At 66.7% G+C, this 20705-nt stretch carries 14 protein-coding genes; 6 read left to right on the top strand and 8 right to left on the bottom strand.

What is annotated here, in order from left to right:
* Positions 1–75: 75 nt before the first annotated feature.
* A complete protein-coding gene (locus tag CCR84_RS13665) occupies positions 76–1164 on the bottom strand; it encodes an AraC family transcriptional regulator (protein WP_338052617.1) in 1089 nt (362 codons plus the stop codon).
* A 145-nt stretch (positions 1165–1309) separates the two neighbouring features.
* Between CCR84_RS13665 and icmF the strand changes: the two genes are divergently transcribed.
* From icmF to CCR84_RS16810, 3 genes are all read left to right on the top strand, one after another.
* Positions 1310–4576, top strand: a complete 3267-nt coding sequence (icmF, locus tag CCR84_RS13660; protein WP_201213352.1) for a fused isobutyryl-CoA mutase/GTPase IcmF — start codon at positions 1310–1312, stop codon at positions 4574–4576.
* A gap of 101 nt (positions 4577–4677) precedes the next feature.
* Positions 4678–5121 carry a hypothetical protein gene (locus CCR84_RS13655; RefSeq protein ID WP_242508725.1) on the top strand — a complete coding sequence of 148 codons (444 nt, stop codon included), beginning with the start codon at positions 4678–4680 and terminating at the stop codon, positions 5119–5121.
* Positions 5122–5124: 3 nt separating this feature from the next.
* Complete coding sequence (locus CCR84_RS16810; RefSeq protein ID WP_201213350.1) at positions 5125–6027, top strand: EamA family transporter; 903 nt, start codon at positions 5125–5127, stop codon at positions 6025–6027.
* 39 nt (positions 6028–6066) lie between these two features.
* Here the strand turns inward: CCR84_RS16810 and CCR84_RS13645 are convergent, their stop codons facing one another.
* The 4 genes from CCR84_RS13645 to CCR84_RS13630 all read right to left on the bottom strand — a co-directional run bounded on the left by CCR84_RS13645 (position 6067) and on the right by CCR84_RS13630 (position 10808).
* Positions 6067–7611, bottom strand: a complete 1545-nt coding sequence (locus tag CCR84_RS13645) for an FAD-binding oxidoreductase (protein WP_201213348.1) — start codon at positions 7609–7611, stop codon at positions 6067–6069.
* A 77-nt stretch (positions 7612–7688) separates the two neighbouring features.
* Positions 7689–8468 (bottom strand): PEP-CTERM sorting domain-containing protein, encoded by a 780-nt coding sequence (locus CCR84_RS13640; RefSeq protein WP_201213346.1) that lies wholly within the window; start codon positions 8466–8468, stop codon positions 7689–7691.
* A gap of 262 nt (positions 8469–8730) precedes the next feature.
* On the bottom strand, positions 8731–10062 hold the full coding sequence (locus CCR84_RS13635; protein WP_201213345.1) for a DUF1302 family protein: 1332 nt from the start codon (positions 10060–10062) through the stop codon (positions 8731–8733).
* Positions 10063–10082: 20 nt separating this feature from the next.
* Complete coding sequence (locus CCR84_RS13630; RefSeq protein WP_274610834.1) at positions 10083–10808, bottom strand: ABC transporter ATP-binding protein; 726 nt, start codon at positions 10806–10808, stop codon at positions 10083–10085.
* Positions 10809–10901: 93 nt separating this feature from the next.
* Between CCR84_RS13630 and CCR84_RS13625 the strand changes: the two genes are divergently transcribed.
* From CCR84_RS13625 to CCR84_RS13615, 3 genes are all read left to right on the top strand, one after another.
* Positions 10902–11696 carry an outer membrane lipoprotein-sorting protein gene (locus CCR84_RS13625; RefSeq protein ID WP_201213340.1) on the top strand — a complete coding sequence of 265 codons (795 nt, stop codon included), beginning with the start codon at positions 10902–10904 and terminating at the stop codon, positions 11694–11696.
* A 152-nt stretch (positions 11697–11848) separates the two neighbouring features.
* Positions 11849–13078, top strand: a complete 1230-nt coding sequence (locus CCR84_RS13620) for an ABC transporter permease (RefSeq protein ID WP_201213338.1) — start codon at positions 11849–11851, stop codon at positions 13076–13078.
* Positions 13056–14306 carry an ABC transporter permease gene (locus tag CCR84_RS13615; RefSeq protein WP_242508723.1) on the top strand — a complete coding sequence of 417 codons (1251 nt, stop codon included), beginning with the start codon at positions 13056–13058 and terminating at the stop codon, positions 14304–14306. The genes CCR84_RS13620 and CCR84_RS13615 overlap by 23 nt, the downstream gene beginning before the upstream one ends.
* A 20-nt stretch (positions 14307–14326) precedes the next feature.
* On the opposite strand, the gene CCR84_RS13610 is transcribed toward CCR84_RS13615, so the two are convergent.
* From CCR84_RS13610 to CCR84_RS13600, 3 genes are read right to left on the bottom strand one after another with little or no spacing between them, the layout of a single operon-like run.
* On the bottom strand, positions 14327–14968 hold the full coding sequence (locus CCR84_RS13610; RefSeq protein WP_201213336.1) for a TVP38/TMEM64 family protein: 642 nt from the start codon (positions 14966–14968) through the stop codon (positions 14327–14329).
* Positions 14949–18779, bottom strand: a complete 3831-nt coding sequence (locus CCR84_RS13605) for a non-ribosomal peptide synthetase (RefSeq protein WP_201213329.1) — start codon at positions 18777–18779, stop codon at positions 14949–14951. Before CCR84_RS13605 ends, CCR84_RS13610 begins: the two co-directional genes overlap by 20 nt.
* Positions 18764–20524, bottom strand: a complete 1761-nt coding sequence (locus tag CCR84_RS13600; RefSeq protein WP_201213327.1) for a patatin-like phospholipase family protein — start codon at positions 20522–20524, stop codon at positions 18764–18766. Before CCR84_RS13600 ends, CCR84_RS13605 begins: the two co-directional genes overlap by 16 nt.
* Positions 20525–20705: the final 181 nt, after the last annotated feature.

Raw genomic sequence — 20705 nt, 5'->3', positions numbered from 1 at the left:
GCGCTGGGCGCCTCGCAATGACGGCAGCGGATGGGCGCGTTTCATGCTCCAGGGCGGCGCAACTCGCCATGCCCCTTAGCCCGACGCCGGTGCGCCGCGCGCGCGCCGGCGGTAGTGCGTCGGCGCTTCGCCGGTCCAGCCGACGAAGGCGCGGTAGAACGCCGAGGCGTCGGCAAAGCCGAGGTCGGCGGCGATCACGGTGAGCGGCTGGCGTGTCTTCGCCAGGCGGCTGATTGCCAGGTCGCGGCGCAGCGCGTCCTTGATCGCCTGGAAACTCGAGCCCTCGTCCTCGAGCCGCCGGTGCAGCGTCCGCGGCGACAGGTGCAGCGCACGCGCGACACCGGCCAGCGTCGGCGATTGCGGCAGCGTCGTGCGCAGGCAGTCGCGCACGCGCGCGACCATCTCTCGGTCGCGCCGGTAGAGCGTCGTCAGCCGCCCCGGCGCGCCGACCAGGAACTCGGCGAGCGCCGCCTCGTCGCGGCGCACCGGCAGTTCGAGCAGGTTGGCGGCGAAGCTCGCCACCAGCGTGTCGTCTCCGTCGTCGTCCGGCGCGAGGAAGCGCGAGTCTTCCGTGTAGATCAGCGCGTAGTCGGCGGCGTGCGCCGGCGCCGGGTACGGGAAACTGACCGAGTCGAGTGCGACAGCGCGCCCGACCAGCCAGCAGGCGAGGCCGTGCAGCAGGCGCAGCAGCCATTCGAAAGCGAACACCCTGCCGACCGGCAGCGGCGCGACTTCACGCAGGACGAGCCGGCATTGTTCTCCCTCGCAGTCGACGCTGACGGCGATGTCGGGCAGCAGCACGCGCAGGAAGCGCGCGCAGCGCTCGAGCGCGACTGCCAGCGTCGGCGCGCTGCTCACCGCGCGGCACAGCAACTCGAAGCTGCCGACGCGCAGCGGTACCGAGAAGAGGCCGAAGCCCTCGTCGTCGAGTTCGGCGTTGATCTGGTTGTAGAGCGCCGCGTAGCGTTCGACCGGGATGCGCATCCCGTCGTCGGCGAGGACCTCGCCAGCGATCCCGGCACGGGCGAGGAGCTCCTGCACGTCGCCTCGGCGGGCAACGACGCCGGCGAGGATGCCGCGTACGAAGCCGGCGGCGACGCTGGCGCGCGTGTGCCCCAGCGCGCGTGCTGCAGCGGGGGCGAATCGGCTGTCCGGCTTTGTCACGATGCTTGCTCAGACCTTGTTTTAATTGCGCTTGCAGTTTGGCACAAATTACATGATTTGCGGCATGCCGGGCAATGGTGCGCCTGTCATCATCTCCCTATGATGAAAGATTCAGTCACGCCAACTTCCGACCGGATCGCCGACCATGACCGACCTCTCCATCGCCCCGAAGCTCGCCCCGTACAAGCCGCAGAACAAGGTCCGCTTCGTCACTGCCGCGTCGCTGTTCGACGGCCACGACGCGTCGATCAACATCATGCGCCGCATCCTGCAATCGACCGGCTGCGAAGTGATCCACCTCGGCCACAACCGCTCGGTGCAGGAAGTCGTGAACGCGGCCTTGCAGGAAGACGTTCAGGGGATCGCGCTGACCTCGTACCAGGGCGGGCACGTCGAGTTCTTCAAGTACATGCTCGACCTCTTGCGCGCCAACGGCGGCGAGAACATCAAGGTCTTCGGCGGCGGCGGCGGCGTCATCGTCCCGCACGAGATCGCCGAGTTGCACGCCTACGGCGTTACGCGCATCTACTCGCCCGAGGACGGCCAGCGCATGGGGCTGCAGGGGATGATCAACGACCTCGTCGCGCAGTGCGACGTCGACCTGACCCAGGCCGCACCCGCCTCCGCCGACGCGATCCTCGCCGCGCTTGCCGCCGGCGACCGCCGTGCGCTCGCCAGGATCATCACCGCGCTGGAAAACGGTGCCTACTCCGAAGAAATCAAGAACAGCCTGATCGCCGCCGCCAAGTCGGTCACCGTCCCCGTGCTCGGCATCACCGGCACCGGCGGCGCCGGCAAGTCCTCGCTCACCGACGAACTGGTGCGCCGTTTCCGCCTCGACCAAGGCGACACGGTCAAGATCGCGATCGTCTCGATCGACCCCTCGCGCAAGCGCACCGGCGGCGCGCTGCTCGGCGACCGCATCCGCATGAACGCGATCGAGCACCCGAACATCTACATGCGCTCCCTGGCGACGCGCGACACCGGCAGCGAAATCTCGGCGGCATTGCCCGAGGTGATCGCCGCGTGCAAGTTGGCCGGCTTCGACCTCGTCGTCGTCGAGACCTCGGGCATCGGCCAGGGCAACGCGGCGATCGTCCCATTCGTCGACCGCTCGCTGTACGTGATGACCCCCGAGTTCGGCGCCGCTTCGCAACTCGAAAAGATCGACATGCTCGACTTCGCCGACTTCGTCGCGATCAACAAGTTCGACCGCAAGGGCGCCGAGGACGCGCTGCGCGACGTGAGGAAGCAGTACCAGCGCAACCGCGAGCTGTTCATGCAGCCGGCGGACGAGATGCCGGTGTTCGGCACGCAGGCGGCGCGCTTCAACGACGACGGCGTCACCGCGCTCTATCAGGCGCTGGTTCCCGAACTCTCCGCGATCGGTCTCAAACTCCAGCCGGGCAAGCTGCCGCGTGTCGCCGTCAGGCAGTCGTCGGCGCAGCGCGCGATCGTCCCGGCGCAGCGCGTGCGCTACCTCGCCGAAATCGCCGACACCGTGCGCGGCTATCACGCGCACACCGAGGAGCAGGTCAAGATCGCGCGTGAACGGCAGGCGCTGCGCCTGTCGCAGGGGATCTTCGCGGGCTGCAACAAGCCTGCGGGCGACTTCGACGAACTGATCGCCTGGAAGGACTCCGAGCAGGATCCGAAAGCGAAGAAGCTGCTCGACATGTGGCCGGACACCGTCGCCGCCTACTCGGGCGACGAATACGTGGTCAGGATCCGCGACAAGGAAATCCGTACCAAGCTCGTCTCCGAATCGCTCTCCGGAACGAAGATCAGGAAGGTGATTCTGCCGAAGTTCGGCGACGACGGCGAGATCCTGCGCTTCCTGATGCGCGAGAACGTCCCCGGCTCCTTCCCCTTCACCGCCGGCGTCTTCGCCTTCAAGCGCGAGGGCGAGGACCCGACCCGCATGTTTGCCGGCGAAGGCGACGCCTTCCGCACCAACCGCCGCTTCAAGAAGGTCTCCGAAGGCATGCCCGCGCACCGCCTGTCGACCGCCTTCGACTCGGTGACGCTGTACGGCTGCGACCCCGACGAGCGCCCGGACATCTACGGCAAGATCGGCAACTCCGGCGTCTCGATCGCGACGCTCGACGACATGAAGGTGCTCTACGACGGCTTCGACCTGGTCTGCCCGACCACCTCGGTGTCGATGACCATCAACGGACCGGCGCCGATCATCCTCGCCTGCTTCTTCAACACCGCGATCGACCAGCAGATCGCCAAGTTCGGGCGTGACAACGGCCGCCAGCCGACCGAGGACGAGATCGACAAGATCCGCGAATGGACGCTGAAGAACGTGCGCGGCACCGTCCAGGCCGACATCCTCAAGGAGGACCAGGGCCAGAACACCTGCATCTTCTCGACCGAGTTCGCGCTGAAGATGATGGGCGACATCCAGGAATATTTCGTGCACAACCAGGTGCAGAATTTCTACTCGGTGTCGATCTCCGGCTATCACATCGCCGAGGCCGGCGCCAACCCGATCAGCCAGCTCGCCTTCACGCTGGCCAACGGCTTCACCTACGTCGAGTCCTACCTCGCGCGCGGCATGCACATCGACGACTTCGCGCCGAACCTGTCCTTCTTCTTCTCGAACGGCATGGACCCCGAATACTCGGTGATCGGCCGCGTCGCGCGCCGCATCTGGGCGGTGGCGATGAAGAAGAAGTACGGCGCCAACGAGCGCAGCCAGAAGCTGAAGTACCACATCCAGACCTCCGGCCGCTCGCTGCACGCGCAGGAGATGGACTTCAACGACATCCGTACCACGCTGCAGGCCTTGATCGCCATCTACGACAACTGCAATAGCCTGCACACCAACGCCTACGACGAGGCGATCACGACGCCGACCGAGGAGTCGGTGCGGCGGGCGATGGCGATCCAGCTGATCATCAACCGCGAGTGGGGCGTCGCCAGGAACGAGAACCCGAACCAGGGCGCCTTCGTCATCGACGAACTCACCGATCTCGTCGAGGAGGCCGTGCTCAAGGAGTTCGAGGCCATCGCCGCGCGCGGCGGCGTCCTCGGCGCGATGGAGACCGGCTACCAGCGCGGCAAGATCCAGGAGGAGTCGCTCTACTACGAGCACAAGAAGCACGACGGCTCGTACCCGATCATCGGCGTGAACACCTTCCTCAACCCGAAGGGCAGCGTGCAGCAGGAGATCGAACTCGCGCGCTCGACCGAGGAAGAAAAGCAGTCGCAGATCCAGCGCCTGCGCGACTTCCAGCAGCGCAACGCGGATCAGGCGCCGGCGATGCTGGAGCAGCTCAGGCAGACCGTGATCGAGAACGGCAACGTCTTCGCCGTGCTCATGGACGCGGTGCGCGTCTGCTCGCTCGGCCAGATCACCGGCGCGCTCTACGAGGTTGGCGGGCAGTACCGGCGCAGCATGTAAGCCGGCTGTGGGAGCGGCAGCCGCGAACGCGCGCGCCGCTCCCGCGGAAAAATCTCGCGCTTTGCGCTATCTTCCGGCCTGCGCAATCAGGAGGACGGAAGATGAGCAGGGAAAGCACGTGCAGGGAAGAGCGGGCGGTCTACGGTCGCGAACGCAGCGGCTGGGAAAGGCTGGACCCGGCCAGCGTGTCCGGGCGAGGGCTGCGCGTCGCGCTGTGTTTCGCGCTGCTCGGCGAACGCCTGTCGAACTATTACGAGTACGGCCAGTGGCTGACCGAAGCGCAGGGCGCCAGCCTCTGCGCCGAGTGGCTGGCGCGCTCGCGGCGCAGCCTGCCCCTGGCCGAGCGTCGGCAACTGTCGACGGTGAGCGACGAACTGGCGCGGCAGATCGCCGCTTCGCTGTCGCGCGAGGCGGGGCTGCAGACCGCGCACGAGTTGAGGGAAGCGCTCGACCCGAGCCATCATTCCGAGATCGGCCAGATCTTCATGGTCGAGTGCGAGCGCCGGCTCGAAGAACTTCCCGGATTCGCGAGCCTCGGCCGCTAGCCCGTGTCCGAGCGCTACCGCCTCGGCTTCTGGCTCGCCATCGGCGCCGCCGTCGGCTTCTCGGCGAAGGCGGTGTTCGTCAAGCTCGCCTATCTGGTGCCGACGCCCGCGGCAGCGCCGGTCGACGCGGTGACCCTGCTCGCCTTGCGCATGCTCTTCTCCGCGCCGGCCTTCGGCTTTGCGGCGCTGCGCACGCAGGGGGCAAACCCCTTGTCGCCGCGACAGTGGCTGGCGCTGGTCGGGGTCGGGCTGCTTGGTTTCTACGGGTCGAGCCTGCTCGACTTCTGGGGACTGCTGTACATCTCGGCCGGTCTCGAACGCCTGATCCTGTTCACCTATCCCAGCCTGACCCTGCTGCTCGGCGTCGCCTTCTTCGGCAAGCGCCTTGGCCGGCGCGAAGTGCTGGCGCTGCTGCTCACCTACCTCGGCATCGCCGCAGCCTTTGCCCACGACCTGAGTCTCGCCGCAGACAGTGAGGCGGTATGGATCGGCGCCGGCCTGGTCTTCGCGTCGAGCTTCTGTTTTGCGCTCTACATGCTTGCCAGCAGCAGCTTGATCGGCCACCTCGGCAGCATCCGCTTCACCGCGCTGGCCATGGGGGTGGCGACCGTCGGCGTCGTCCTGCACTACCTGATCGCGCGTCCCTGGCCGGAACTGCTGCAACAGCCTTGGCCGATCTACGCGCTGGCGGCGGCGATGGCTTTATTCTCTACGGTCATCCCGGTGTTCATGCAATCGGCGGCGATCCAGCACATCGGCCCCGGTCGCACGGCGATGATCGCCACGCTGGGGCCGGTGGCGACGCTATGGCTGAGTTGGTGGCTGCTCGACGAGCCCGTCTCGCTGTGGGCACTGCTCGGGGCGACGCTGGTCATCGCCGGGGTGGCGCTGATCGGGCGGAAGTGAGCTGCCGTGCTCCGCCCGAACGGAGGAGGGCGGCCCAAGTCAATGACTGCTGCTGTTGTACCTGCCCGGTGCGATGATGTCGTCGGGATCGAACACCGCCTTGAGGCGGCGCACGCTGCGCCAGTACTCGTCGTCGCCGACGATGTCCTGCATCATGTCGGCACGGGCGCGATAGGGTTCGAGTCCGTGGCGGCGGATGCAGGCGAGCATGTCGTCGGCGCAACGATGCGCGCGTTCGACCTCCCCGGGCTGCGCGCGGTCGAAGAGCAGGTTGATGACGGCGACCATCGAGGTCGTGGTCTCGATGTTCAGGGTCATGTAGAGCGGGTGCCCGTGGCGCGCGGCGGCCGCCTCGAGATCCCTGACGACGGCAACCACCGCCTTGCCGTCGAGCGGCAGCGCCGGGTTGACGAAGAGCAGGCCGCAGTTCGACTCGTCGAGCGCCTTCGCCGGCAGGTCGGCACGTCCGAACTTCCAGAGCAGGTTGTCGATCGCGACGTCGGTCGGAATCCCGAGCGCCAGCGCATGCAGCGGCTTGATCGAGAGGATCGCGGCGGCGTTGGCGCGGGCGAAGGGGATGAAGCGCAGGGCGTGGGTGAGCGCGTAACCGACCGCGAGCAGGGTATTGGTGATCACCATGAGCCTGGCGTAGCGGCCGATCCTCTGCCGGATCTCGCGCAGCGCGGCGCGCACCTGCCCCGCGTTGCCGGTCACCGAAGCGAGGCTGGTCCATTCGTCGGGGGCGATGATCCTGATCGCCGTCTCGGCTTCCGCGAGCGCGCGCTCGGGCGTGTAGCCGCATTCCTTTTCCAGGTAGCTGCTCACGCCGTAGGCCAGCGTCGACTGCGTGCGTGCCTTGTTGCCGATGTGGGTGACCGAGGTGAGCAGGCCGTCGCGCTTGAGCCGCGCCAGTTCGTCGATGAATTCGGCGAGGTGGGCGACGTCGCGCAGCGCCAGCGAAACGGCAACTTCCTTCGGGCGACGCGGAATCAGGCGGAAGCACGCGCTGGTGACGATGCCGAAATTGCCCTGGAAGAACAGGCCGTCGAGGATCGGGCCGAGGCCGTAGGGGTGGCAGTGCGCGAGCGGCGATTCCTCGCCGAGCCGGCGGAAGCCGGTGCGCAGGATCTCTCCCGTCCCGGTGACGATCTCGAGCCCGAACACGTCGTCCTTGCGCGGCCCGAAGTAGCCGACGCCGCGGTCGAGCGCGTTGCCGAGCAGGCTGGTGTCGGCGCCGGCGCCGGTGACGTTGAAGGTCAGCTGCGGGCACTTCTCGGCGAGGAAGGCGGCCAGCTGCGCCTGGGTGACCCCGGGTTCGATGACGGCGACCGGGTTGTCGAGCGAAATCTCGTCGGCGTTACGGATGCGATCCATCCGCGAGAGGTCAACCAGGACGTTGGCGTCGGTGACCGGCGAGCGCGAGCCGTAACCCCAGTTGAGGCCGGTCGATACCGGATAGAGCGCCCGTCGCTCGGCACGGTAGCGCCTGACCAGCTCGACCACCTCGGCGACCGAGGCGGGCTGCTCCCGGCCCGAGATCGGGCGGGCAATTCCCGTGACGTTGCTGTTGTCCAAGGCTTCCATGGCAAGGGTTCCGCAAGGCCGGTATCGAAGCGTACATCATACTGTCGATGCCGGCCTCGGGCTCGGACGCCAATGTGTCACGTACTCCTGCGGCGGCGCAGCGTGCCCATGCCCAGCAGACCGAGCGCCACGAGCGCCAGGGAGGCGGGTTCCGGGAGCGACATGCGCCACTGGCCATTGGCGGACAATATCAAGTCCTCCGCGGAAACCGGCGCAGTGTAGTTCGTCCCGTACGCCACATTGATCATGTCCAGGACACCCTGCTGCGATCCCGCTTCAACCTGGGAAAGATCGGTCGTTGAGAAGCCAAATGTCGATTCTGCGCCCAGTGCGCCGCCCGGGGTTGTGCTGTTAACAGCGGTCCGCCAGTAGCCCGGATCGAGATAGGTTGCTTTCCCGACCAGCGTCGATTTTCCGTTTGGAACAGCGTTGCCGTCGACGCTGCCACCGTTGCCGATGATGTCGAAACTGGCGATCTGCTTGGTCCAGAGACCATAGTCTGAATAAACTTCGATCTTTCCGCCGGTGAAGGTGATATTGCCACCCGCCCCTGCTAGCGCCCCGTTGCCGGGACCATAGAACTTGACGCCTATGTTTAGAAGGGTTGGCTTGCCTATGCCATTGGCGCCCACAACTTCGGCGGTGCCTTGCTGGTAGAAGGTGAAGGTCGTGGGGCTGCTGAACGTGTTATCGACATACAGCGTGCCCATGATATCAAGCCATTCCCTGACGTACACCGGCGCGGTCCCGCCGGCGCCATCCGGGTCGAGAAAATACGAAACGTACGCATTTGCGCTTCCGCTCACCAAGGCAGAGGCGATGGCAAGAGCGAGCACGGATTTCTTGATGGTTTTCATGATTGCATCTCCGCAACGGTGGGACTTATGACAGAGGGGGCTACCCTGTGGTTGGCGAGATGAAAAACGCATATTCCGTGCCAGTCGTTCAAGTGCCTGATATTCATGGTCTTGCAGAATGGTGGTGGTCTGTCGGTGGGCGGCGTGTAAAGTTTTCCGACAGCGGCTCCGCTCATTGATCGTCCTGCTCGAAGCTCGCCTCTCCGGGCGAGTGGCTGTGCGGCTGACGCCGGCGAGCGCACACGCGCGGGAGGCTGCGGACTCAGAAGCTGTAACGCACTTCGGAATAAACCCGGTCCTGCCGGTCGTAGCGCCCGAACATCCCGAGCGGGGGGCCGGTGAAGATGTCGGCGCCGAATACCCAGCGCCAGTTGCGCTCGAAGTTCCAGGAGAGGCGTGGCCGGAACAGCCAGTCGGTGCGGTTGAAGCTCGAGATGAGCAGCGCCTGGGCTTCCCAGTTGCCGGAGAACTTGCCCTTGAGCAGGACGCTGTAGCCGTTTTCCTGTGCGTCGGGGATCAGCCAGGGGTTATGGTCGAAGAAGCGGCGCTGGAAGACCTGCACGTTGAGGCTTTTTTCGGCGGGCAGCGTGAACTCGAGGCCAGCCGCCCAGTCGAGCGTGTCCTGCCGGGCGACGCCGTCGGCGTCGCTGAGGTCGAGCACCGTGAACTTGCGTCCGCGCGTATGGACGGCCTCGCCTTTGAGTACGATGTCGCCGAAATCCTTGGCCAGCGTGCCGCCGACTTGCTCGATGCGGTCGTGCCTGGCCTGAAAGATGAACGGCGAATCCGGCGCGACGATCGGTTCGCGATAAAAAGTCGGGCTGATGTCGGTGCTGCGGTAGTAGAAACCCGAAATGTCCCAGCCGTTCTTCAGCAGCGACAGGCGCAGCCCCCAGTTCATGTTGTCGGCGTTGCGCTCCGGGCGCAGTTCCTGCCGGTACTGCGCCACGGCGCCCGGAGGCAGCGTTTGCCAGGGGTAGAACTCGGCGCCCGGCTTGCCGATGTTGTCGTAGCTGGCGACAGGAATCCACAGCGCCTCGGCGTGGAAGTCCCCCGAGAAATACTCGGCGCGCGCGGCCCATTGCGGGATGCGCATCTGGTCGAATTCGGGCAGGATGAATTCGCGCTGGTCGCGCGCCGAGACGACGTCGGCGAAGAACAGCCCGACCATCTCGCCCCAGACGACGTGCTGGCGTCCGACCCGGAAATCGAGGCCGCCGGCGCTGAAGTCGAGGTAGTTCTCGCGCAGTTCGAGGTTCGTGCGCTGGTTGCGGGCGACCTCGCTCGCGTAGTGGTCGTCGATGCTGTAGACCGCGTCGTAGTCCACGCGGGCGCCTATTTTCCATCTGAGGCCCTCGCCGAACGAGCCCTGGCTGCCGAGCTCGGCGCGTGTGCGCAGCTTCGACCAGTGCACCGGCGAGGCGGTCGTGCGCGCCGCCTCGAACTGCAGGAAGCCCTTGACGCCCGGGCCGCTGGCTGCGCCCGGCATGGGCAGATCTTCGCCGAAGAGCGAGTCAGCATCCTCGGCGGCCTGGGCAGCGAGCGTGAGGCAGAGCCCGCAGCCGAGGGCCAGGAGGCGATGAAAGCAGGCCATGGATCGCTCGCCGGCGTCGCTCAGTCTTCGCGCTGGCCCGTTGCGGGCGCGGGCTCGGCGGGCCGCTGCGCCGGCGTCAGTTGCCAGTTGCCTTCCTCGTCGCGCACGCCAAAGGCCTTGATGGTCCCGTCCTCGCACTGGATCAGGCGGTTGGCGTGGTCGATGACGGCCTGGTCGTGGGTGGAGAAGATGAAGGTGGTGCCGAGTTGCCGGTTGATCTGCTGCATCAGCTTCAGGATTTCGAGTCCGGTTTTCCGGTCGAGGTTGGCGGTCGGTTCGTCGGCGAGGACGATCGCCGGATGGACCGCCAGCGCGCGGGCGATGGCGACGCGCTGGCGCTGGCCACCACTCAGCTGGTTGGGACGGTTGTTGGCGTAGCGGGCGAGGCCGACCAGGTCGAGGAAGTGATCGACGCGGCGCTTGCGTTCCTCCGGCGAGACGTCCTTGCGGCGCAGCAGCGGATACTCGACGTTTTCGGCGGCCGAGAGCACCGGCAGCAGGTTGAAGGTCTGGAAGATGAAGCCGATCGCGTGTGCGCGCAGGTCTGCCAGTTCGTTCGCTGACTTTGCCGAGACGTTCTCCTCGTTGATGAAGACGGAGCCCCGGCTCGGGCGGTCGATGCAGCCCATCAGGTTGAGCATGGTCGTCTTGCCGCTTCCGGACGGCCCCGAGATGGCGAGAAAGACACCCGCTTCGATTGACATCGTAATATCATCGAGTGCGCGAACGGTCTGCTCGCCCAGCATATAATCCCGATAGACGTGCTCCATGCGGACGACGCTGTTCATGGTTGGCTCGATCCGTGGCTGAAAAGATTGAATACCTGCGAGGAGGTTGCCATGTCACGCACTTACGCCAAGAAGCTGCAGCGCTGGGCCACCGTACTGGGGGCCGCCATCGCCTTCTCCTCACAGTCTTTCATGGCCTGCGCGCAGGACGCTGCCATGGCGCAGGCCGACGAGGCCTATGCGCGCAGTATAGTGGAAAAGGCCGACCAGGTTCGCTTCCCGGCCGAGGCTTTCCAGGTTGACATCGTCATCAATACTGCGCAGCCCGAGCGGGCGCTCGAAACGCGCAAGTACCGGGTCCTGTCCAAGGGCAACGAGAACACCATCGTCATGATCACCGAGCCGGCCTCCGAGCGCGGCCAGATCATCCTGATGAAGGGGCGCGACCTTTGGGTGTTCATGCCCGAGGTGTCGCAGCCGGTGCGCATCTCGCTGGCGCAGCGCCTGACCGGGCAGGTGGCCAACGGTGACCTGGCGCGGGCCAACTTCGCCGGCGACTACAATCCGAAGCTGCTGCGCAGCGAGACCATCGATGGCGAGAGTTACCTCGTGCTCGAGCTTGCCGCGGTCGATCGCAGCGTGACCTACCAGAAGGTCGTCTACTGGGTGAATCAGAAGAACTCCTGGCCGCTGAAGGCCGAGTTTTACTCGCTGTCCAACCGCCTGCTGAAGACCTGCCGCTACGAGAACTTCCGCACGCTCGCCGGCAAGGTGCGCCCGACCCGCCTGGTGATGGAGGACGCTCTGCGCAGCGGCGAGAAGTCGGTGCTCGAGTACAGCGAGATGAAGTTGCGTGCCCTCGACGACAAGATGTTCACCAAGGATTACCTGAAGAAGCTGCAGTGAGCCTCGCGGCGGTCGTGTGTGCCGCAGGCGAGGGGCGATCCGCCGCCAGTATTCGATGACAAAAGCCTGAAAGGCGCGCCGCTCGGGCTATGCTGAAGGAAGGGCGGCCCCGCCCGCAGCCGCCGCAGCCAGCAGCGCAGCACGGAGCAGCAATGAACACCTTCGTCACCGATCTCAGGCTGTCGATCCGCAACCTCTCCCGCAATCTCAACCGGAGTCTGGTTGCCGGCCTCACCGTGCTCGGCGGCGTCGTCGCCTACCTGCTGGCCGGCGGCTTCATCAACTTCATCTTCTTCGACTTGCGCGAGGCCACGATCCACTCGCAGCTCGGCCACGTGCAGATCGTCCGCCCCGGCTATTTCGAGAAGGGGATTGCCGATCCTTATTCCTTCCTGCTGCCGGGCGCCTCGGAGGAACTGAAGGCGATCGAGGCGCTGCCTGAGGTGAGCAGCGTCACCCCGCGCCTGGCGTTCAGCGGGCTGCTCAGCCACGGCGAAGTCACCATTCCGTTCATCGGAGAAGGCGTCGATCCCGAGCGCGAGCGGCCGATCAGCAAGCGGTTGGAGATGATCGCCGGTCGCGACCTGGCCCGGGCGGACGCGCGTGAAGCCATCCTCGGTGCCGGCCTGGCGCGCAGCGTCGGGGTAGTCCCCGGCGACAGCATCGTGCTGCTGGCGACCGCTGCCAACGGTGGCGCCAGCGCCGTCGAACTCGAGGTGGTCGGCATCTTCCGGACCGTCACCAAGGAGTTCGACGACAACGCCCTGCGCATCAGCATCGCGCAGGCGCGCAAGCTGATGCGTGTCGAAGGTGCCACCTCCTGGGTTGCCTCGCTGCAGGACACTGAGCAGACGGGGCCGGTCGTCGAGCGCTTGCGCGCACGGCTGCCGGTGGCCGATTTTCAGGTGCTGTCCTGGTCCGACCTGGCCGACTTCTACAACAAGACGGTCGCACTGTTCTCCAAGCAGGTCGGGGTGATGAAGCTCATCATCGGCCTGATCATCGTGCTGACCATCTCCAACACCCAGACCATGAGCGTTCTCGAGCGCACCACCGAGATCGGCACCAGCATGGCGATCGGCGCCCGGCGCAGCGAGGTGATGCGTCTGTTCCTGACCGAGGGCGCGCTGCTCGGACTGACCGGTGGCGCCGCCGGCGTCGCCATCGGCACCCTGCTCGCCGCGCTCATCTCCGCGATCGGCGTGCCGATGCCGCCGCCGCCGGGAATGGCTTACGGTTACGACGGCAGGATCCTGGTCAGCAGCGCGCTCGCCACCGATGCTCTGGTGCTGGCGCTGGTGACGACGCTGCTGGCAAGCGTGATGCCGGCCTGGAGGGCAAGCCGAATGAACATCGTCGATGCACTTCGCTGCAACCAGTGACATGGCCAGCACCTTCCTTTCCCTCGCCCTGCGCAACGTCTTCCGCCAGCGCGCGCGCTCGCTGGCGACGCTGTCGGCGATTGCCATCGGCGTTGCCGGCCTGATCCTTGCCGGCGGCTTCGTCCAGGACATCTTCATCCAGCTCGGCGAAGCGGTCATCCAGGCGGAGACCGGGCATATCCAGGTGACGCGCCAGGGCTACCGCGAAGGCAAGGCGCGTGCCCCCGAGCAGTACCTGATCGACGCGCCCGAGCAGCTCAAGGCCAGCCTCTCGGCGGCAGCGCCCGGAATCGATCACGCGATGGCCCGGCTGGCCTTCCGCGGTGTCCTCAACAACGGTCGTCGCGACCTCGGCATTATCGGCGAAGGGATCGAGGCCGACGCCGAGGCCGGCATCGGCACTTACCTGCGTTACGTCGAAGGGCGCGCGCTGAAGGACAGCGACGAGGACGGCATCGTCGTCGGCCAGGGAGTTGCCCACTCGCTCGGCTTGAAGGTCGGCGACCGCGTGACGCTGGTGATGACGCTGGCCGAAGGTGCGGTGAATACCCTCGACTTCGAACTCGTCGGCGTCTTCGAGAGCTTCTCGAAGGACTTCGACGCACGCGCCGTGCGCATTCCGCTCACCGCTGCCAGAATCCTGATGGATACGGCTTCGGCGCACGTGATCGTCGTCATGCTCGAGCATACCGGGGACACCGCCGCCGTTGCCGCCAGCCTGAAACGGCAGCTTGCCGGCGCCGGTTTCGAGATCAGCACCTGGAACGAGCTGTCCGATTTCTACGACAAGACGGTCAAGCTCTACGAGCGGCAGTTCGGCGTGCTGCGTCTGATCATCCTGTGCATGGTCATCCTGAGCGTGGTCAACAGCATCAACATGACCCTCTTCGAACGTACGCGCGAGTTCGCCACCATGCGCGCGCTCGGCGACCGATCGAGCACGATCTTCCGGCTGATCATGAGCGAGAGCCTGTGCCTGGGCGTCATCGGCGCCCTCGTCGGCATGGCCTGCGGTGTCCTGGCCGCGCTCCTCATCTCGGCCATCGGCATCCCGATGCCGCCGCCGCCGAACGCCAACCTGGGGTACACGGCCCTGATCCGCATCGTTCCGCTCGAAATCGTCATCGCCGGCGCCATCGGCTTCATTGCCACCGTGCTCGCCACCGTCGTCCCGGCGCAGCGGGCCGGCCGGCTCGACATCGTGGACGCCCTGCGCCACGGCGTGTGAAGCGGCGCTGCCGCGGGCGCTCAGTGCGCTGCCTGTAGCATGGACTGCGGGACGTCAGCGCCGCCGAGCAGGCCGACGACGCCCTCGACCGACCAGGCGATCAACAGCGTTCCAGGAATCATGCCGAGCAGCGTCCCGATCAGGAAATCGCCAAGGCGCAGGTGAGAGGCGCCGGCCACCATGTTGACCACGGCAAACGGGGCGATCGGCAGCATCCTGATGACGATCATCGCCACGATGCCGCGCCGGGCCAGGCGCTCGCTGAGGGCGTTCACACGCTCGCCGGCGAGGACGCGCAGCGCCCCGTGGCCGAGGGCCTTGCCGAGGGCAAAGCTGGTCGCCGCCCCGAGCGAAGCGCCGATCAGCACGTAGGCGCTGCCCGCCCAGGGGCCGAAGACGATCGCCGCGACGACGATGATCACGCCCAGCGGGACGGCGACGACGCTGGCGACGACGATCGCGCCGAGCGCGGCCAAGGGCCCCATGCCGGCACCGAGCCGGCGCAGTTCATGCACCAGACGATCGACCTCGAGCCACTCGCCCAAGGAAGTCCAGCGCCAGGCGATGACGCTGCCGATCAGGGCGAGCACGAGGAGCACGAAGGCGGCTGCCTTGATGCGCAGCGCGCGGGTCTGCGGTGGCCTATCCGGCGGGCGCCGCATCGGTGCGCTCCCTGGATGTGCGTAAGGCAGCTGCCAGATGCTGGACCTTCGCTTCCTCGAAGATCGAACCGTGCATGCCCTGGATCTGGAGTTCGATGAACTGCTCCGCGAACAGACGCCGCCACGGCCTGAACAGGAAGCGTTCCAGGCGCAGCAGACCGGACGACTTGATCAGGGTCACCGGACCGGCGAACGCTCCGACGCGATAGTCGGCCAGCGCCGCGATCTGCGCGCGCAGTCCGCGATCGCCGAACAGGGCGCCGAGATGCCTGCCGTTCAGGCTCAGGTCGTAGGCGTTCAGGCGGCGCGTCAGCCAGCCGAGCACGCGCCAGAGGACGGCGCTGCGGAAGAGGGGGCCCGGATAGATGGTGTCGACCAGGCACAGCCCCCGCACGCGAAAACCCTTACCCTGCAGTTGCCTGGCGGTTTCCAGCGCGGCGAGTCCGCCGATCGAGAAGCCGGCGAGGATTCCCGGTTGTGCGCGCCTGGTGATCTGTTCGGCATAGATCGCGGCGAGTCCGGCAAAGCCGACGAAGGGCTGCTCGGTCGGCGGCTGCAGCATGAACAGGTCGTAGTCGTCACCGAGCGCGGCGGCGAGATGCCGGAAGCGGATCAGGTCGCCGTGGCCCGAGGCAGCAAAATAGAGCGGCACGCTGCCCGGGTGTCGCCCCAGATGCAGCATGATGCGGCCGCTGTCGGTCTCCGCCGACTCCTCCCCGAGCGCCAGGGCAAGCTGCTCGACGGTGGGGTTCTCGGTCAACACGAACAGCGGCACCGGCCGTCCGGCCAGCTTCTCGACGCCGGTTAGGATGTCGAGCGCAGCCAGGGAGTCGCCGCCGACGTCGAAGAAGTTGTCGGTGACACCGAGCTCGGTACGCTTCAATGCCTTCTGCCACAGGAGCAGAAGGGACTGTTCGAGCGGAGTGGCCGGCGCCCGGGAGGCCTCCGTGATGGCGGCGATCCTTGTTTCGGGCAGCAGGTCGTAGGCGATCTTGCCGCTGACGCGCAAGGGCAATTCGGGGAGGACGCTGATCTGCGCCGGCAGCATGTAGTCGGGCAGGTGGGCGAGCAGGTGGGCGCGGACTTGCTTGGCCGAGAGCGCGGGGGAGCCGGCGACCCAGGCGTGGATGACGGTCCGGCCGTCGCTGTCGACCAGCTTGACTGCTGCCTGAGCGACTCCGTCGAGCCGCTGCATCACCGCCTCGATTTCCTCGAGTTCGATGCGGTAGCCGCGCAGCTTGACCTGGCGGTCGATGCGTCCGAGGAAGTGCAGGTTTCCGTCGGTGGCCAGCCAGCCGAGGTCGCCGGTGCGGTACATGCGCTGTCCGGGGAAGAAGGGGTCTTCGTGGAAAGCCTCGCGATCCAGTTCCGCACGGTTCAGGTAGCCGCGGGCGATCCCGCTGCCGGCGATATAGACTTCACCGGCGACGCCGAAGGGCAGCAGCTCCCGCTGCGCGCCGAGGACATAGACGCGCGTAGCGTCGATCGCCCGCCCGACCGGAAGCCGGCCTGCGGCAGGCTCGCGCGCACAGTCCCAAGCGGTCGCGAAGATCGTCGCTTCGGTCGGGCCATAGACGTTGAACAGGCGCGCGCCGGTTTCGTCGACGAAGCGCCGGGCCAGGTCGGCGTGCAGGACCTCGCCGCCACAGCAGGCCACGCGAAGTTTCAGCGCCGGGCGATCCGTGATCGAATCGAGCAGGCCGTGCAGCGTCGACGGCACCAGGGCCATGAAGGTGACCCCGTGCCGCACCACGAACGCCCCCAGGCGCTTCGGCGAAATCCGCCCTGGGGGCGGCAGGGCGACGCTGGCGCCACGGATCAGGGGGACGAAGAGTTCGATCAGCGACGGGTCGAAGGTCGCCTGCGTGCATTGGCCGCTGCGATCGGCCGGGCCGATCTCCCAGGTGCGGGCGATCCAGTCGAGCCGCTGCGCCAGAGCTGCATGCTCGATCATCACCCCCTTCGGACGACCCGTCGATCCCGAGGTGAACAGGACGTAGGCCAGGTCGGCAGGCTGCGCACGACTCGCATGCGCGTCCGCCGAGCACTCCGGCTGCGGCGGAATCGCCAGCACGCGGGTGGAGAGCGCGGCAAAGTGCGTTTGCAGCGCGGTCTGCACCAGCAGCACCAGCGCGCCGCTGTCATCGAGGATGGCCTGCAGCCGGTTCGCCGGCAGGTGCGGGTCGAGCGGCAGGAAGGCGCCCCCGGCCTTGCTCACGGCGAGGAAGGCCGCCAGCATCTCCGGCGAGCGTTCCATCGCCACCGCGACGATCCGGTCGGCAGCGGTGCCGAGCTCCTGCAAGGTACGCGCCAGATGATTGGCCCAGCGCTCCAGCGTCAGGTAGTCCAGGCTGCCGCCGTCCCAGACCACGGCGGGTGCGGCCGGAGACAGCGCGACCTGCCGTTCGAACTGGCGAATGTAGGGGGCGACCGGCCCGGCATGCGCCTCCTGGCGCCCGGTCATCGCCCGGAACTCGGTCGGCGAGAGCAGCGGCAGCGCCGCAACCGGGTGCTCCGGGTTCCCGGCCATGAACTGCAAGAGGTGCTCGATGCGCTGGCCCAGGTAGTCCACTTCCGGTGCCGAAAAGTAGCGCTGGCTCGCTTCCAGCGTCAGTTCGATGTCGGCATCCGCCTGGAATTCGCAGATCGTGATCCCGAGCGGATAACGCGCGCGCCCGGAAAATATCTGGCGGCTATCGACGAGGCGGGCCTCGCCGAAGCTGAGGTCGTAGTCTTGCCGCTCGTAGGAGAAGAGGATGTCGAAGAGGCTGTCCCGATGCTGGCGGATCGCCCCCAGTTGCTTGGTCAGTTCGCTGAGCGGGTAGCGCTGGTGGGGAAGCGCGTCGGCCAGCGACGCAGTCACGGCGGCCACCAGCTCGCGCACCGTCATCCCCGGCAGAACCCTGACGACCAGCGGAAAGACCATGACGAACATGCCGAAGGTCGGCAGATAGCGCCTCTGCGCACGGTTCAGGGTCGGCAGCGCGATCACCACCTCCTGCCGCCCGTAGGCCCTGGCGAACCAGGCGGCGAGCACCGCGATGAAATAGGGGAAGAGGCGGACGCCGGCCTGTTTCAGCGACTGCGCCAGCAGGTCGTAGCGCGCGCGTGGCAGGCGCCGCGTGCCCAGGTGCGCCATCTGGACGGCGGCCATCGGCTCGCCCGGGTGGCGTGGCTCGAACAGCGGCTGCGGCAACTCCGGCAGCTGTTGCTGCCAGAACAGTCCATCCGCGGCGAACTCGGGCGAGTCCCGGTAGGCGAGCGACTCGGCGACGAAGCGTCGGTAGCCGGGGTCGTTGTGCGGCGGTATCGGCTCGCCTCTGGCCAGCGCATTGTAGATCCTGCTCCAGCGCTGCATGAGCTGCGAGGTGCCCCAGCCGTCCATGACCAGGTGGTGGAACTGGATGGTCAGGCCGTGCAGGCTGTCGTCGTGGCGGAGCAGGGCACAGCGCCAGGGCGGGGTTCCGTCGAAGGCAAACGGGGTGTCGATCCACTTCTGCCACCAGTCGCGCATCGCCGTGCGCGGATTTGCCTCGTCGGACAGGTCGACCTGCTCGAGCGGCGCCGCGTGGCTGGCGAGCAGTTCCTGTCCCCCGGACCAGCGCGGCACCAGGCGCAGGGACTCGTTTTCATCGGTCAGTACCTGCAGGGCCGCGCGCAGGAGCCCGACATCGAAACGCCCCACGAGATAGGCGCCACCGCCGATGTTGAGGTGCGTGCTGTCCGGCCAGGCGCGCTGGTCGAGCCAGACCTCGAGTTGGCTGAGCGAAAGCGGCAGCTGTTCGGCAGCGGGCGTCAGGTCTTTTTCCATCGCGGGATCTCCTCGAGCGCATGGCGATAACCGATGTCGGCGATCTCGGTCGCCCGGCCATAGGCGGTGAGCGGGTACCCCGACACCGGTGGCAGCATGCAGAAATCGGCGCCGGCCATGGTCCGCCCACGCATGCTGATGCTTCCGACATGACCTGCGCGGTAGAGGATCGAGAAGATCGAAGGGCGAAAGCCCGGCTTCCTGGTCAGGTGTCCCTTCAGGGTGTTCAACACCGACAGGTGCTTCAGCTGCGGGTCAACGCTCATCCTTTCGCAGACATCGACGTCGACCGCGATGATCGTTCCGTTGCCGCGGCGCCGCTCGTGCGGGGTTCCGAGCCGGGTGCGCATTGCCGCGACCGGGACGTTGTCGAGGATCGCACCATCGACGAGCAGGTCGCCATGGTGCAGTACCGGCGGCAATAGACCCGCCGGCGAGTTGCTCGCCAGCACCGCGCGCCAGAGCGGTCCGCTGTCCTGAACGGTCGTGCACGCGGCGCTGAGATTGCAGGCGGAGGCAAAGAACGGGCACCACAGTTGTTCGATGTCGAGGTCGCCGAACATCCGGCGCAGGTCGCGTTCAAGGCGCCTGCCCGAGAGCAGCGAGATGAGCGGCAGTGTCGGCCGCTCGCCGCCACGGGTGAAGCGCAGCGTGCGTTCGAGAATCTCGTCGAGCGGAACGCCACATGCGTATTGCGCGCCGATCAGCGCGCCCATGCTGTTGCCGCCGACGAGGTCCACCGGGATCGAGAGCTCTTCGAGCGCGCGCAGCACGCCCAGATGCGAGAAGCCGCGTGCGCCGCCGCCGCCCAGCACCACGCCGACCGCGCGGCTGGTCAGGAATCTCGCCAGGCGCGCGTAGTCCTGCCCCCGCCCGGCACGAAGTGGATAGACGCGTTCGACTTCGTGTGTTCCCTGCCACAGGGGCAGGTCGGCGGGTCGTTCGGCCTCGGCCCGATGCATCAGGGCCAGATGCTTGCGCTTCATGACGAAGCCGGCTTCGCGCGCGAGTGCCGCCTCGATCGGTGCCAGGCCGACGGGTTCGTCGGCACTGGCCGCGAACACCAGCTGGTCGGACTGTCGGAACGCACGCAGGGTGCGCGCCGATGGCGTGTCGTCGGTTTCGAAGACGAGATAGTCGAAGCGGCTTTCCAGTGCGTCGAAGTGCGCCGCATCGAGTTCCTCGTGCCGCAGCAGCGCCGTCCGCCCATGCGGACGCAGCGCATCGGCGAGACCGCTGGCGATTTCGGCAGACAGCCTGCGGTCGCGAAGCGGAACCACGACGAAGGTATAGGCACGATGAGCTTCCTGCAGTCGGTCGACGTGACGCAACTGCCGATAAACGGCATTGACGAAAACCCTGTTCAAGGCAACTGGGTGACGCTGTAAAAGTGAATCGAAGCTGCGATAGGTGAGCAGGGCGACGCAGGAATCGCGCAGCGCGGTGACGTCGGCGAACAGTGCCTGGCGCAGGATCATGCTCGCTTCGCCGGTGGTTTCGCCCGGAGAGATTTCGTTGTAGAGGCGAACCGATCCGTCCGTATCGCGGCGCGACACGCGCAGCCGACCGCTGACCACGATCAGCATGCTGTCGGCGACGTCGCCCTCGCGCAGCAGCTGTTCGCCACCGTGCACCGACTTGACTTCCAGTTCCTGCGCCAGATCGAGCAGCACCTCTTCGTCGAGCTTGCCGAGCACGAGACTGGAGCGCAGTACCTCGATCAGGCCTTCGGGCAAATCCGCCATGTTTCGCCTCTGGGCTTGCAAAATTCGCCCGCGCGGAGAAGGCAAGAGACGCGAACGCTCCCCGGTGCAGGCCAGGTCCGCATCATGCCGCGGCACACCTCATGCACGCCGCATCCGATAACGGGTTACCAAGCATGACTCAGGATTGATGACAATGCAATGGGTGCGGATGCCGCTGCGA

This window comes from Rhodocyclus purpureus, from assembly GCF_016653115.1.
GTDB classification, from domain to species: Bacteria; Pseudomonadota; Gammaproteobacteria; order Burkholderiales; family Rhodocyclaceae; genus Rhodocyclus; species Rhodocyclus purpureus.
The sequence above is the reverse complement of the archived record's forward strand: the minus strand, read 5'-3'. Positions and strand labels throughout refer to the sequence as shown.